The sequence below is a fragment of the Arthrobacter sp. UNC362MFTsu5.1 genome, from assembly GCF_000685965.1.
Lineage (GTDB): Bacteria > Actinomycetota > Actinomycetes > Actinomycetales > Micrococcaceae > Arthrobacter.
Genome location: NZ_JMLE01000020.1, coordinates 36,632 through 49,896, shown reverse-complemented (window position 1 = coordinate 49,896; position 13,265 = coordinate 36,632). Strand labels below are relative to the sequence as shown.

The 13,265-nt window shown below is 65.7% G+C and carries 16 protein-coding genes; 13 read left to right on the top strand and 3 right to left on the bottom strand.

The features are described 5' to 3' along the window. Positions 1-20 precede the first annotated feature (20 nt). From BS38_RS0117275 to BS38_RS0117245, 7 genes are all read left to right on the top strand, one after another. Complete coding sequence (locus BS38_RS0117275) at positions 21-1,139, top strand: histidinol-phosphate transaminase (RefSeq protein WP_028271936.1); 1,119 nt, start codon at positions 21-23, stop codon at positions 1,137-1,139. An 89-nt stretch (positions 1,140-1,228) separates the two neighbouring features. Beyond that, entirely contained in the window at positions 1,229-1,855 is a 627-nt protein-coding gene (hisB, locus tag BS38_RS0117270) for an imidazoleglycerol-phosphate dehydratase HisB (protein ID WP_028271935.1), read from the top strand. Further along, positions 1,852-2,613 (top strand): imidazole glycerol phosphate synthase subunit HisH, encoded by a 762-nt coding sequence (gene hisH / locus BS38_RS0117265; RefSeq protein ID WP_028271934.1) that lies wholly within the window; start codon positions 1,852-1,854, stop codon positions 2,611-2,613. Before hisB ends, hisH begins: the two co-directional genes overlap by 4 nt. Continuing rightward, entirely contained in the window at positions 2,614-2,772 is a 159-nt protein-coding gene (locus tag BS38_RS27430) for a hypothetical protein (RefSeq protein WP_197024972.1), read from the top strand. It begins immediately after the preceding gene. Between the two features lie 57 nt (positions 2,773-2,829). Continuing rightward, positions 2,830-3,576: a bifunctional 1-(5-phosphoribosyl)-5-((5-phosphoribosylamino)methylideneamino)imidazole-4-carboxamide isomerase/phosphoribosylanthranilate isomerase PriA gene (gene priA, locus BS38_RS0117255; RefSeq protein ID WP_028271933.1), complete on the top strand. Its 747-nt coding sequence runs from the start codon at positions 2,830-2,832 to the stop codon at positions 3,574-3,576. Between the two features lie 13 nt (positions 3,577-3,589). Then, positions 3,590-4,489: an SseB family protein gene (locus tag BS38_RS0117250; protein ID WP_028271932.1), complete on the top strand. Its 900-nt coding sequence runs from the start codon at positions 3,590-3,592 to the stop codon at positions 4,487-4,489. Positions 4,490-4,547: 58 nt separating this feature from the next. Beyond that, entirely contained in the window at positions 4,548-5,849 is a 1,302-nt protein-coding gene (locus BS38_RS0117245; protein WP_028271931.1) for an MFS transporter, read from the top strand. Between the two features lie 161 nt (positions 5,850-6,010). On the opposite strand, the gene BS38_RS0117240 is transcribed toward BS38_RS0117245, so the two are convergent. After that, the gene (locus BS38_RS0117240; RefSeq protein ID WP_028271930.1) at positions 6,011-6,409 is read right to left on the bottom strand and encodes a DUF1844 domain-containing protein; all 399 of its coding nucleotides are present in this window, start codon (positions 6,407-6,409) and stop codon (positions 6,011-6,013) included. Positions 6,410-6,796: 387 nt separating this feature from the next. Here BS38_RS0117240 and infC point away from each other — a divergent pair, with 387 nt between their 5' ends. The 4 genes from infC (at position 6,797) to BS38_RS0117220 (ending at position 9,693) form a co-directional block, all read left to right on the top strand. Continuing rightward, positions 6,797-7,861, top strand: coding sequence for a translation initiation factor IF-3 (gene infC / locus BS38_RS0117235; RefSeq protein ID WP_028271929.1), 1,065 nt, complete (start codon positions 6,797-6,799; stop codon positions 7,859-7,861). A 116-nt stretch (positions 7,862-7,977) separates the two neighbouring features. After that, positions 7,978-8,172 (top strand): 50S ribosomal protein L35, encoded by a 195-nt coding sequence (gene rpmI / locus BS38_RS0117230; RefSeq protein WP_009358635.1) that lies wholly within the window; start codon positions 7,978-7,980, stop codon positions 8,170-8,172. A gap of 118 nt (positions 8,173-8,290) precedes the next feature. After that, entirely contained in the window at positions 8,291-8,749 is a 459-nt protein-coding gene (gene rplT / locus BS38_RS0117225; RefSeq protein ID WP_028271928.1) for a 50S ribosomal protein L20, read from the top strand. A 47-nt stretch (positions 8,750-8,796) separates the two neighbouring features. After that, the gene (locus tag BS38_RS0117220; protein ID WP_028271927.1) at positions 8,797-9,693 is read left to right on the top strand and encodes a TrmH family RNA methyltransferase; all 897 of its coding nucleotides are present in this window, start codon (positions 8,797-8,799) and stop codon (positions 9,691-9,693) included. Between the two features lie 139 nt (positions 9,694-9,832). Here the strand turns inward: BS38_RS0117220 and BS38_RS0117215 are convergent, their stop codons facing one another. Continuing rightward, positions 9,833-10,099: a GlsB/YeaQ/YmgE family stress response membrane protein gene (locus tag BS38_RS0117215; protein ID WP_028271926.1), complete on the bottom strand. Its 267-nt coding sequence runs from the start codon at positions 10,097-10,099 to the stop codon at positions 9,833-9,835. A 230-nt stretch (positions 10,100-10,329) separates the two neighbouring features. On the opposite strand from BS38_RS0117215, the gene BS38_RS0117210 reads away from it, so the two are divergent. Beyond that, on the top strand, positions 10,330-11,247 hold the full coding sequence (locus tag BS38_RS0117210; protein ID WP_028271925.1) for a cation diffusion facilitator family transporter: 918 nt from the start codon (positions 10,330-10,332) through the stop codon (positions 11,245-11,247). A 59-nt stretch (positions 11,248-11,306) separates the two neighbouring features. Here BS38_RS0117210 and BS38_RS0117205 read toward each other — a convergent pair whose 3' ends face one another. Beyond that, complete coding sequence (locus BS38_RS0117205; RefSeq protein WP_028271924.1) at positions 11,307-12,518, bottom strand: MFS transporter; 1,212 nt, start codon at positions 12,516-12,518, stop codon at positions 11,307-11,309. Between the two features lie 180 nt (positions 12,519-12,698). Between BS38_RS0117205 and BS38_RS0117200 the strand changes: the two genes are divergently transcribed. After that, on the top strand, positions 12,699-13,151 hold the full coding sequence (locus BS38_RS0117200; RefSeq protein ID WP_028271923.1) for a (deoxy)nucleoside triphosphate pyrophosphohydrolase: 453 nt from the start codon (positions 12,699-12,701) through the stop codon (positions 13,149-13,151). The last annotated feature ends 114 nt before the right edge of the window (positions 13,152-13,265 follow it).

Sequence of the window (13,265 nt, the reverse complement as noted above, 5' to 3'; positions counted from 1 at the left end):
CCCTCACTTAAACTGTTGAAGTGACTGACCAGCTAGAGCGACTGAACCGACTTCCCCTCCGGACCAACCTTCGGGGCCTGAGCCCGTACGGTGCGCCGCAGCTGGATGTTCCCATCCTGCTCAACGTCAACGAAAACACCCATGGCGTTCCGGCCGATGTCCTCGCCGCCATCTCCGAGGCCGTGACCGCTGCCGCGGCGGGACTGAACCGCTACCCGGACCGGGAGTTCACCGAACTGCGTGAGCGCCTGGCGGAGTACCTGGGCCACGGACTGGGCGCTGAGAACATCTGGGCCGCCAACGGGTCCAATGAAGTGCTGCAGCAGATCCTGCAGGCGTTTGGCGGGCCGGGGCGTACCGCCCTCGGATTCCCGCCCACGTATTCCATGTACCCCCTGCTGGCAAGCGGCACCGACACGGGCTACATCGTCGGCCAGCGTGCGGACGATTACGGCCTCAGTGCTGAGTCGGCGGCCCGTCAGGTGCGGGAGCTCCAGCCCAACATCGTTTTCCTGTGTTCACCGAACAACCCCACCGGCACGGGCCTGGGGCTGGACGTGGTGGAAGCCGTTTACGCCGCGGGCGAGGCCAGCCAGACGGTCGTGATCGTCGATGAGGCCTACCACGAGTTTGCGCACGACGGGACGCCCAGCGCCCTCATCCTCCTGCCGGGCCGTGAGCGCCTGATCGTGTCCCGCACCATGAGCAAGGCCTTTGCCTTGGCCGGTGCAAGGCTCGGCTACATGGCGGCCGCCCCCGAGGTTACGGACGCACTGCGGCTCGTTCGGCTGCCGTACCACCTGTCCGCCATCACGCAGGCGACCGGCCTGGCAGCCCTGACACACCGCGAAGCCCTCATGGCCGACGTCGAGGACATCAAGCGGCAGCGCGACCGGATCGTCACGGAGCTGACCCGGATGGGACTCAAGCCTGCCGCTTCCGACTCGAACTACGTCTTCTTCGGCGGGCTCGAGGATCCCCACCGCGTCTGGCAGGGACTGCTGGACGCCGGCGTCCTGATCCGGGATGTCGGAATCCCCGGCCACCTGCGCGTCACGGCAGGCACTGAGACGGAAACCACAGCCTTCCTCGAAGCCCTGGAACTGATCCTGGCCGGGCAGCCCAGCGTCCCGGCCTAAACTTGAGTCAGACCCCGGTTTCCCAGGGAGCCGGTTCCGCAGACTTGCACACAGACGGTATTTCTCCTTACATCCAAAGGACACAACACATGAGCACCACCGGATCCATTGCTGCCGAGGCCCGGACCGCCCGTATGGAGCGTTCCACGAGCGAATCATCCGTGCTCGTCGAGATCAACCTTGATGGCACGGGCATCTCGGACATCAGCACCTCGGTTCCGTTCTACGACCACATGCTGACCGCACTGTGCAAGCACTCGCTCATCGACATGACCGTCAAGGCGACCGGTGACATCCACATCGACGTCCACCACACGGTGGAGGACGTCGCCATCACGTTTGGCGAAGTGCTTCGCACCGCGCTGGGCAACAAGGCCGGGATCCGCCGTTTCGGCGAAGCCACCGTACCCCTGGACGAAGCCCTGGCCCATGCCGTCGTCGATGTCTCGGGGCGGCCCTACCTGGTGCACGGCGGTGAGCCCGCCGGGCAGGAATACCACCTGATCGGCGGCCACTTCACCGGTTCGCTGACCCGTCACGTCTTCGAGGCGATCACCCTGCACGCCGGTATCTGCCTGCATATGAACGTCATCGCAGGCCGGGACCCCCACCACATCGTGGAAGCCCAGTTCAAGGCCTTCGCGCGTGCCCTGCGCGCCGCCGTGGAGCCGGACCCCCGCGTGGAGGGCATCCCCTCCACCAAGGGTGCGCTGTGACCGGGCCGATCCTCCAGGACGGGGCAATCCTGGATCCGGCCGGAAACGCCAAGCCGGCGTCACCCGAGGGCAAACCCACCGTCACAGTCCTGGACTACGGCTCCGGCAACGTCCGCTCGGCCGTCCGTGCGCTGGAGCGTGCGGGCGCCGAGGTCATCCTCAGCGCCAAGCCCGAGGACGTCCTGAATGCCGACGGGCTGCTGGTCCCCGGCGTCGGAGCCTTCGAAACGGTCATGCGCGAGCTCAAGGCCGTGGACGCCATCCGGATGATCGGCCGGCGTGTCGCCGGCGGCCGTCCTGTCCTCGGCATCTGCGTGGGACTCCAGGTGCTGTTCGAGGCCGGCGTCGAGCACGGTACCGAAGCCGAGGGCATGGGGGAGTGGCCCGGCAAGGTGGAACTGCTGCCCGCCGAGGTCGTACCCCACATGGGCTGGAATACCGTGAAGGTTCCGGAAGGATCCCGGCTCTTCGAGGGCGTTGAAAACGAGCGCTTCTACTTCGTCCACTCCTACGGTGTGCAGCACTGGGACTTCGACGTCATCCAGCCCCGCATGGCGGCGCCGCTTGTCACCTGGTCCGAGCACGGCGCACCGTTCATCGCAGCCGTGGAGAACGGGCCGCTGTGCGCCACCCAGTTCCACCCGGAAAAGTCCGGCGACGCCGGCGCCCGACTCCTCCGCAACTGGGTCAACAGCCTGCGCCACGGCAAGGCGGCCGCCACGGAAGCCGCTGCCGCGAGCAGCGGACCGGCCGCCTAGATGTGGTCCATAGTCCTGATGGGCCTCGCCGGCCTGCTGGTTGGCGGGGCGCTGTCCTTCAGGCAGCAGCACAAGCCGCTCTGGACCCAGGTCGTTTTCTACGTTCTGGCCGGAATGTCGCTGCTGGCCGCATACCTTCTTACCCTGCCGGCCAACTAGCCGGGCCCGCACCCCTGCCTGTTCACCACAGCTTCACTACAACCTGAGGACCTGAAGATGACCACCGAAACGCCGCTGCCCGTCCTGGAACTGCTGCCCGCCGTCGACGTCGTGAACGGCCAGGCGGTCCGCCTGGTCCAGGGCGAGGCCGGCAGCGAGACGAGCTACGGCACGCCGCTGGAAGCTGCGCTCAACTGGCAGGAACAGGGCGCCGAGTGGGTGCACCTGGTGGACCTGGATGCAGCCTTTGGCCGCGGATCCAACGCCGAACTGCTCCGCGAAGTGGTGGGGCGGCTGGACATCAACGTTGAACTGTCCGGCGGCCTGCGCGACGACGAATCACTCGAAAAAGCCCTGGACCTCGGCGTCGCCCGGGTGAACCTGGGCACGGCGGCCCTGGAAAACCCGGAGTGGACTGCACGGGCCATCGACCGCTTCGGTGACAAGATCGCCGTCGGCCTCGACGTGCGCGGAACAACACTGGCGGGCCGCGGCTGGACCAAGGAAGGCGGCGACCTGTGGGACGTGCTGGCACGCCTCGAGGAAGCCGGCTGCGCCCGCTACGTGGTCACGGACGTCACCAAGGACGGCACCCTGCAGGGCCCCAACGTTGAGCTGCTCCGCCAGATGGTGGAGAAGACCGGCAAGCCGGTGGTGGCCTCCGGCGGCATCTCGAGCCTGGAAGACCTCAAAGTGCTGCGCTCCCTCGTCCCGCTGGGCGTTGAAGGTGCCATCGTGGGCAAGGCCCTGTACGCCGGTGCCTTCACGCTGCCGGAAGCGCTTGACGTAGCAGGCCGCCGCTAGGCCGGCAACCACCATGGATCAGCGACCTCCAGCGGAACAGCGCCCCCCGGCCCCCCGGCAGTTGCCCGGCCACATCGCCGCTGCGCTTGCCGGCTCAGGCGGGGCCACGGATTCCGCCGGCCAGCCCTGGGCCGGCCGAAGCCTGGCCGGCGAGGATGCGAAGATCCACAACTTCGAGGACGACGACGGCACGGCCGATGCCGGTTACCTCGCCGCTGTTGACGCCCTGCGCTCCGCTGCCGGCAGTGAGGCTGCGGTGGTTGCGTCCCTGGCCACTGCCCGGGTGTTTGTTCCGATCGTTGCCCAGCTGGCCGAAGAGAGCGACCACGGGACGCACGACCATACGCTTCACGGGGACAAGCAGGCGGACATGGCGCTCGTAACGCTGAAAGCACCGGACGGGCGGACCGCCCTTCCCGTCTTCACGTCGGCAGCGGCATTGGAAGCGTGGCACCCGCAAGCCCGACCGGTGGCGGTGTATGCCGCCAGGGCCGCACTGTCCGCCGTGGCCGAAGGCGCCGAACTCCTCGTGCTGGACCCCGGTTCCGAATACACGTTCGTTGTCCGCCGGCCGGCCGTCTGGGCACTCGCCCAGCAGCAGGAGTGGCTTCCGTCCTACGCAGATCCGGAACTTGCGCGCGCCATGGCGGATGCAACGGCCGGCTATCCGCCGGTAAGGCGCGTGGAACTCGAGCCGGGCGGCGGTGTCGCGTCGTCAACAGCCGGCGGTGCGGTTGTCCCCGGCGGCGGTCCCGGCCCGGAGCTGCGTGTCGTGCTGTACCTGGCAGACGGACTGGACGCGGCGGCCGTCCAGGCAGTAGTGGCCGGACTCAACACCGAGTGGTCCCGGAATGCGGTCTTTGCCGAGCGGGTTGATTCGATAGAGGTAAAGTTGCAGCGCGCAGCAGAGTAGCTGACGGCAGGCGGGTCACATCCCGGTCCTGCCGTCGGCAGGATGAAGGACGTAACCCGTGAATTTCGCTCTCTACAAGGAGCTTCTTGCAGTCAGGCCCATCAGGCGGCTGCTGACCGTCGGAATGATAGCCCGGATACCGCATTCAGCGGCCGGGGTACTGCTGACCCTGCACATCGTCCTCACCCTGGGCGAGGGGTATGCCGCCGCCGGTGCCGCAGCAGCGGTCATGACCATCGGCATCGCCGTCGGGGCCCCCTGGCGCGGCCGCCGGGTGGACACCGTCGGCCTGCGCAAAGCACTGATTCCTTCCGTCGTCTCCGAGACCGTCATCTGGTCCGTGGTTCCGCACGTCTCGTACGAGTGGCTGCTGGCGCTGGTCTTCGTCGGGGGACTCCTCACGCTGCCCATCTTCAGCGTGGTGCGCCAGTCCCTGGGCGTGCTGGCAAGCGGGGAGCAACGGCGGACCGCCTTCGCGCTGGATGCGATCGCCACGGAGCTGGTGTTTATGCTCGGCCCCGCGGCCGGCGCCATCGTGGCCACTGCCGGATATTCGGTGGCAGGACTGACGGTGGTGGGTGTGTGCACGTCCGTGGCCGGCCTGTTCCTGATGTGGTTCAACCCTCCCACGCGCAGCGCGGTGCCGGATGCCGAGTACGAAACGGACCAGCAGGAAGGCGCGGAAGTGGCGGTCGTCGCCGCGGCTCCGGCGCACCTGCAGGAGGCTGCTGCCGAACTTGCTCCGGTGGCGGCCGGTGAGCTCCGCCGCTCGGGCCTGCGGCACAGGGTGGCACACAACTTTGCCTGGTTGACCGCCGCGGTGGCGGCGGTCTTTGCCGTGGCCGCCGGGGCAGGAATGGTCCTGAGCGGCACCGACGTGGGCATTGTTGCCGCTCTGGAGACCGGCGGACACCAGGCCGAGATCGGCCTGGTCTTCGTCTTCTGGTGCGCGGCTTCCGTTGTCGGCGGGCTCCTCTACGGCGCCATGCACCGGCCGGTTTCCCCGATCGTCCTGTTACTCGGGATGGCCGCCCTCACCATCCCGATGGGCTTCGCCCGGGACACGCTGACCCTGTGCCTGCTGTCGCTGCTGCCAGGGTTGCTGTGCGCGCCGGTCCTTTCCTCTGCCTCGGAAAAAGTGGCCGAGCTCGTGGAGGAGGGCCGCCGCGGAGAGGCCATGGGTTGGTACGGGTCTGCACTGACCGCGGGGGTGGCCCTCGGCGCACCGCTGGCCGGTGTCTTCATTGATGGAATCGGACCGTCCGCCGGATTTGTCTCGGTAGGAGCTGCGGGTGTTGTCCTTTGCCTGTTCGGCCTGGTGCTGCTGCGCCACCGCCGCCGGCGCACCCTGGCCGCCTAGAGCGGGACCGGCTCCCGCCTGATCCAACGACAGGATCGCGGCCACCGGCCTGATGCGGTGACGGCGCTAAATCTTCGGGCCTCAAACGACGACGGCGGCGGGCAGACCCCGTTGGTCCGCACGCCGCCGTCGATATGCCGGTTGAAAGCCTGGATTGGCTCCTAGTTGACCGGGCCGGTGTACTTTTCCCCCGGGCCCTTGCCCGGCGCGTCAGGAATGATGGACTCTTCGCGGAAGGCCAGCTGCAGGGAGCGAAGTCCGTCGCGCAACGGACCGGCGTGCTGGGAACCAATTTCCGGAGCGGCAGCAGTCACGAGTCCGGCCAGGGCGGTGATCAGCTTGCGGGCCTCATCCAGGTCCTTGAGCTCCTCGGCATTGTCCTCGGCGGCAAGGCCGAGCTTGACGGCCGACGCGCTCATCAGGTGCACAGCGGCGGTGGTGATGACCTCGATGGCGGGAACCTCGGAGATGTCCCGGATCTGCTGCGAGACCTGCTCCTGGCCGTCCCGCTGACCGGCGGCGGGCTCGAAAACGTGTGAATTACTGTCTGAAGTGCTCATACTGGTAAGCTTGTCACAGACCGACTGAATGTCGTTATTTTGCTATGTGAAACTCGTAACCGCCGATGTGCAGTTTTTGGGGTTCCTTCGGTAGGATTGACTTTCAGTTTGCAAGCGGAGTTCTCTCCCACCCGCGTCAGCCGATTTCCCGGAAGTAGTTTCCCGCGGAAGCAAGGTTGCCGGGTACCTGGTCGGGCGGTCCACAGCAGCGTCAGTTGCGTGGAACGCGTACAGCCTCCCCGGAGGCGGTGTACATCCGATCTTCGAGGCCTTCGATTGCTCCGGCAATTGGGGGCCTTCTCTATTTGCCGGTGGAGTACTCATCTCAACCACAGGAGTTCTAACATTAGCGAGCCAAGAATCAATGAGCGTATCCGCGTCCCCGAGGTGCGGCTGGTCGGCCCTGCAGGTGAACAGGTAGGAATCGTCCGTATTGAGGACGCCCTGCGTTTGGCTGCCGAGTCCGACCTTGATCTCGTTGAAGTTGCACCGCAGGCCAAGCCTCCGGTGTGCAAGCTGATGGACTTCGGCAAGTACAAGTACGAAGCCGCCGTCAAGGCACGCGAGGCCCGGAAGAACCAGACCAACACGGTTCTGAAGGAAATCCGTTTCCGGCTGAAGATCGACACCCACGACTACGAGACCAAGCGCGGCCACGCCCTCCGCTTCCTCGGCGCCGGGGACAAGGTCAAGGCCATGATCCAGTTCCGCGGCCGCGAACAGCAGCGTCCGGAAATGGGCATCCGCCTGCTCCAGCGCTTTGCTGACGATGTCGCCGAAGTCGGCGTTGTCGAGTCCAGCCCCCGCATCGATGGCCGCAACATGGTCATGGTTGTTGGTCCGCTCAAGAACAAGGCTGAGGCCAAGGCAGAAGCCCGCCGTGCGACGCAGCGCGCCGAGGCCAAGGCCCAGAACGAAGCCAAGGCCAGCGGCCGGGTGGACGTCAGCCGCGACCAGCCCGCCATGACGCAGTCCCTTGCGGACCTGCTTCCTGAGGGTTTTGCCGTTACGACTGAAGAAGCAGCACCCGAGGCGAACACTGAGGCCGCGGCTTCAACCAGCGCCGAGGCACCTGCGGAATCGGTTGCGGCCCCGGAAGCAGAAGCCCCGGTCAAGGAAGCTCCGAAGCAGGAAGCTCCCGCTGAGGAAGCTCCGAAGCAGGCAGCGCCCGTCAAGGAAGCGCCTAAGCAGGAAGCTCCGAAGCAGGCAGCACCCAAGCAGGAAGCTCCGAAGCGCGAAGCCCCCAGGGCAGCGGCAGCGCCGCGTCCTGCGGTAAGCAAGCCCGCTGTGGCCAAGGCGCCGGTTGCACCGAAGCCCGCAGAGGCTGCCCCCGTGGCGCCGAAGCCGGCCGGGGTTCCCGCACCGCCGCCCAAGCCGGTAGCCCGGCCTGCGGCACCGAAGCCTGCAGCACGACCTGCTGCTCCCAAACCGGGCAGCAAGAAGACTAACTAGTTCAAAGCTGTGCGAAGCATCGCCTGAGCACAGCAAGCAACCAGCACGCCGCCCGCAGGGGTGGCTGCACGAAAGACTGCAGACTTGTCTGCGGATACGTAAGGAGATCGGTTCCCATGCCGAAGATGAAGACCCACAGTGGTGCTAAGAAGCGCTTCAAGCTGACCGGCAGCGGCAAGCTGCGTCGCCAGCAGGCCAACCGCCGCCACTACCTCGAGCACAAGTCCTCCAGGCTGACCCGTCGCCTCGCCGGCGACAAGATCGTCTTCAAGGGCGACGCCAAGGTCATCCGGAAGATGCTCGGCATCTAAGTTCCAAGTTCTCTGACTGTTGCCACCTGGCAGCGGTCAACTACCAAAAAGGCTTCTCAGGCCAGCCGGTTGTACCGGCAGTAGATGCTTGGGATCAGATTTTCGAAGGAGTACGCACGTGGCACGTGTGAAGAGGGCGGTCAACGCCCACAAGAAGCGCCGGGTTATCCTTGAGCGCGCCAAGGGCTACCGTGGACAGCGTTCACGCCTGTACCGCAAGGCCAAAGAGCAGCTGCTGCACTCGTTTGTGTACAGCTACGGCGACCGCAAGAAGAAGAAGGGCGACTTCCGCCGCCTGTGGATCCAGCGCATCAACGCTGCTTCCCGCGCCAACGGCCTGACCTACAACCGTCTGATCCAGGGCCTGAAGGCCGCTGAGGTCGAGGTTGACCGCCGTATGCTGGCCGAGCTTGCCGTTTCTGACGCCAACGCCTTTGCTGCGCTGGTACAGATCGCCAAGGACTCGCTGCCTGCTGACACTTCCGCGCCGGCCGTCTCGGACGATGCCGCCCCGAAGGCCAAGGCTCCCAAGGCGAAGGCTGCAAAGAAGCCGGCCGCCGAAAAGGCTGCCAAGTAGCATTCCGCAGTTCAGGGACCGGTGGCAATAGCCACTAAAGTTCTTATATGAACGAAACCGGGCGCCCGCAAGACTTTCCACTCTCCAACCCCCGAGCTGATCGGGTGAGGGATGTGGCAAAGCTTGCAGGGCGCCCGGCCCGTTTAAAGCGCGGGCAGTTCCTGGCCGAGGGCCCGCAGGCGGTCCGGGAGGCCCTGGTGCTCCACCGGAAGAGGACTGCCGCGGGGGAGCCGGGCGTGGTCCACGAAGTGTTCGCCAGCGAGAGCTGCCTGGACCGCTATCCCGAGTTTGATGAACTCGCCGAGGGCGTCAATGCCCGGCTCGCTACCGACGAGGTGCTTGCCGCGATGGCGGACACCGTCAATCCCCAGGGCATCATCGCCGTCTGCGCCTTTGTGGATGTGGACCTCAACGCAGTGCTCGACGCCGGTCCACGGCTTATCGCCGTGCTGTGCCAGGTGCGGGACCCCGGAAATGCGGGCACCGTGCTGCGGGCAGCTGACGCCGCCGGAGCCGACGCCGTCGTCCTGACAGCCTCCAGCGTGGACATATACAACCCCAAGGCCGTCCGCTCCACCGCGGGCTCCCTGTTCCATCTCCCCGTGGTGCTGGGAACGGACCTTGCCGACCTGGCCGCCGCCTGCCGCGAACGCGGCATCGGCATCCTGGCCGCCGACGGATACGGCCAGCTTGACCTTGACCAGCTCCAGGATGAAAACGCGGCACGGAGGCTGGGTGCCTCCGGCACAGCCTCCGTGTACGAGCTGGAGCGGCCCACGGCATGGTTGTTCGGCAACGAGGCACAGGGGCTGACCGAGGCTGAACTCGCACTGGCGGACCACCGGGTGGCGGTACCGGTCTACGGGGCCGCGGAAAGCCTGAACGTCGGCACGGCGGCAACGGTGTGCCTCTACGCGAGTGCGCGTTCGCAGAAGCGGGCCTGAACGCCCGTACGCGGCTGGGCAGAACCCGGCTTCAACGAAAAACGGCCTTAACGCAACAGCGGGGCCCGCCTTCCGGTGGGCCCCGCCGTCGTACTCCTCACTGTCAGGCACCTGGTGCCCTCAGTGGTGGTGGGTGAATTTATGAGGTCTTGCTGCGGCCGGTGATGAAGCCGTAGATGCCGGCTACTACAAGGCCGCCGACGATGGCGAGAAGCCAGGAACCGAGGTTCCAGAATTCCATTTTGCCGCCGCCGAACAACAGGTCGCCGATCCAGCCGCCGACGATGGCGCCGACGACACCAAGCACGAGGCTGGTGACCCAGCCGCCGCCGACCTTACCAGGCATGATTGCCTTGACGATTGCTCCTACAATGAGTCCGAGAATGATCCAGCCAAGAAAGCCCATGTCTCCTCCTACATAATCGTCGGAACTCACTACGGGTCCCGATTATGTTCAAGCTAACACAGGTGTGTTTCCTTGTCAGCAGGCTTATTTTCAATGTTTTTGGTGTCGTCCGCTGTGACCCGTGGTGTGTCCGGGAGCGGCGGGCAGGTACCGTGATCCTTGCGGGCATCAGCATTGCGCGGTGATCGCACCTGCAATTTTCCGGCAATCCCTGAAGAGGTGAAGCTCACTTGGCTGCAAATGGCGGTACCAAGGCGATCGTCGCGGCTCTGGCTGCAAACCTGACCATCGCTGTACTGAAGTTCGTCGCGTTCATCCTGACGCTGTCGTCGTCAATGCTGGCCGAGGCCATCCACTCCGTTGCCGACTCCGGCAACCAGGTCCTCCTGCTGGTGGGCGGCAAGCGGGCCCAGCGTGCCGCGAGCCCCGAGCACCCCTTTGGCTACGGACGCGAACGTTACATCTACGCGTTCATCGTCTCGATCGTGCTGTTCAGCGTGGGCGGCCTGTTTGCACTGTACGAGGCGTGGGGGAAGATTCAGCACCCGCACGCCATCGAAGGCGACTTCTGGTGGGTACCGCTGGCCGTGCTGATCGGTGCGATCGTCGCTGAGTCCTTCTCGTTCCGGACGGCAATTGCTGAGTCAAACCGCATCCGCGGCAAGCAGAGCTGGGTGCACTTCGTCCGCAACGCCAAGCAGCCGGAGCTCCCCGTCATCCTGTTGGAGGACCTGGGGGCTCTGCTGGGCCTGGTGTTCGCTTTGTTCGGCGTGGGCCTGACGCTGATCACCGGCGACGGCATCTGGGACGCACTGGGAACGGCGATGATCGGTTTCCTGCTGGTTGCCATCGCCATCGTCCTTGCCCTCGAAACCAAGTCGCTGCTGCTCGGGGAATCCGCCACCAAGGCGGACGTCGCCAGGATCAGCACCGCGCTTGAGGCCGACGGAACCAGGATCATCCACCTGAAGACCATGCACCTGGGTCCGGAAGAACTGTTGGTCGCTGCCAAGATCAGCGTCGGCGCCGCGGCCACCGGAGCGGAGATCGCCACGGTCATCGACGACGCCGAAAAGCGCATCCGCGAGGCCGTGCCCATTGCACGGGTGATCTACCTTGAACCGGACCTGGTGCGCGCGAGCGTCTGATCCGTACTCCGGGGTTTGCACCCGCACGGGGCCGCTGGACCGAACCCTGCCCGGGCAGGTTAGGACACCAGTGGCCTTTTGCGTTCCAGCAGGCCGCTGATGACGGCAACGCCAAGCCCAAGAACGGCCAGTACGGCGCCGACGAGTGCCGGTGCAACGTAGCCCCAGCCCCAGGCGATGACCAGGCCGCCGAGGAAGGCGCCGAGCGCGTTGGCGACGTTCAAGGCTGCGTGGTTCAGCGAGGAGGCCAGCGACGGGGCGTCGGGGGAGGCATCCAGCAGCCGGGTCTGCAGGGCGGGTACCAGCAGTGAGCCGGCACCGCCCACCACAAACACCATCACGAAAGCGGACCACGGCCAATGGACAGCTACGGCGTACACCACCAGGGCGGCGGCGATTCCTGGCAGCACCCAATAGATGGTGCCCATGACCGACTTGTCCGCGATGCGGCCGCCCACGATGTTGCCGGCCACCATGCCGAGTCCGTAGAGGGCCACCACCAGGGGGAGGAACGACGCCGGGATCCCCGCCACGGACGTCATGGTGTGCGCGATGTAGGTGTAGGTGGCGAAGAACCCGCCGAAACCCACGATGCCGATGAGGATGGCGAGCCACACCTGGAGCCGCTTCAAGGCGCCAAGTTCCCGCCGGATGCTGGCATCCGGGTGCGCTTCCTGGAACGGGACGAACTTCCAGAGCATGGCAAGTGTCACCAGCCCGATCACACCGACAAGCACGAACAGCAGGCGCCACCCGAACGCCTGGCCCAGCCAGGTGGCGAAGGGAACGCCGATGACGTTTGAGATGGTCAGGCCGGCCATCACCATGGAAATCGCCCAGCCCCGCTTTGTCGGTGCAACCAGCGAAGCGGCAATGACGGCCGCCACGCCGAAGAACGCTCCGTGGGGCAATCCGGCCGCGAACCGGGACACCAGCATGGTGCCGTAATCCGGAGCGATGAATGACGTGAGATTAGCGAGGCTGAAGAACAGCATGAGGCCCAGCGCGAGGTGCTTGCGGGGAAGCTTGGCGCCGACGGCTGCCAGGAGCGGCGCCCCGATCACGACACCGAGCGCGTAGGCCGAGATGAGGTGGCCCGCTTCCGGAGTACCGATGTTCAGGCCCTGTTCCACCTCCTTGAGCAGCCCCATCATGGTGAATTCGGTGACGCCGATGCCGAATCCGCCCATCGCGAGGGACACGATGGCCAAGGCGACGTTGCGGGGTCCGGCCTTCGGCTTGACGGGGCTGAGGGTGGGCGTGAAGGTCATTGGCCTGCTTTTCGAAAGTTCTGGTTCATCGGGGATTCAGTCAGCGCGAAGCATAAAATCTGATTACTGCAACATTGGAGGAGGCGGCCGTATTCCGGGTCACCGGTTCCTGGGTGACTGCCGTTCCGGGACGACGCCGGCGGAACCGGCCACCACCATTGTCCCCCATAGACTGTTGCGGTGACTGGACTCATCAATGTAGTTGGCGGAGCTGTTGTGGATTCCCTGAGTGCCCCGGCCCGGCTCCTGGTGGCCCGCCGGACGGCGCCACCGCAGTTCGCCGGGATGTGGGAGTTCCCGGGCGGCAAGGTGGAGCCGCTCGAAGCTGCCCAGGATGCCCTGCACCGCGAGCTCAGGGAAGAACTGGGCATTGGCGTCCGGCTGGGCGCTGAGCTGCTGGCGGAGTCCGCTTCCGGCTGGCCGCTCAATGCCAAGGCCACCATGCGCGTCTGGTTTGCCGAGATCGCGGACGGCGAACCCCGCCCGCTGGAAGACCACGACGAACTGCGCTGGATCAGCTTGACGGAAAGTGGCGAAGCTCTCACCCTTCCTTGGATCCCGGCGGATTTCCCGATTGTCCGGGCCCTGCTCGCTGCAGTTGCCGGTTCAGAGCGGGTTCCGCTGGATTCGTGAAATTATCCGAGTGCTGAAACCCGTTTCTGCGGAATAAATTCGGATTGGGCGCCTTCAATGGCTTCTTGGCAGAATTCTTAAGTTGGGTGCGGACGTTGTCCGCACCCGCTTTTG

Excerpts from the sequence above, each read along its gene's own strand:
- hisB (WP_028271935.1), top strand. The coding sequence starts at position 1,229 with ATGAGCACCACCGGATCCATTGCTGCCGAGGCCCGGACCGCCCGTATG.
- BS38_RS27430 (WP_197024972.1), top strand. The coding sequence starts at position 2,614 with ATGTGGTCCATAGTCCTGATGGGCCTCGCCGGCCTGCTGGTTGGCGGG.
- priA (WP_028271933.1), top strand. The coding sequence starts at position 2,830 with ATGACCACCGAAACGCCGCTGCCCGTCCTGGAACTGCTGCCCGCCGTC.
- BS38_RS0117250 (WP_028271932.1), top strand. The coding sequence starts at position 3,590 with ATGGATCAGCGACCTCCAGCGGAACAGCGCCCCCCGGCCCCCCGGCAG.
- BS38_RS0117240 (WP_028271930.1), bottom strand. The coding sequence starts at position 6,409 with ATGAGCACTTCAGACAGTAATTCACACGTTTTCGAGCCCGCCGCCGGT.
- rpmI (WP_009358635.1), top strand. The coding sequence starts at position 7,978 with ATGCCGAAGATGAAGACCCACAGTGGTGCTAAGAAGCGCTTCAAGCTG.
- BS38_RS0117220 (WP_028271927.1), top strand. The coding sequence starts at position 8,797 with ATGAACGAAACCGGGCGCCCGCAAGACTTTCCACTCTCCAACCCCCGA.
- BS38_RS0117215 (WP_028271926.1), bottom strand. The coding sequence starts at position 10,099 with ATGGGCTTTCTTGGCTGGATCATTCTCGGACTCATTGTAGGAGCAATC.
- BS38_RS0117205 (WP_028271924.1), bottom strand. The coding sequence starts at position 12,518 with ATGACCTTCACGCCCACCCTCAGCCCCGTCAAGCCGAAGGCCGGACCC.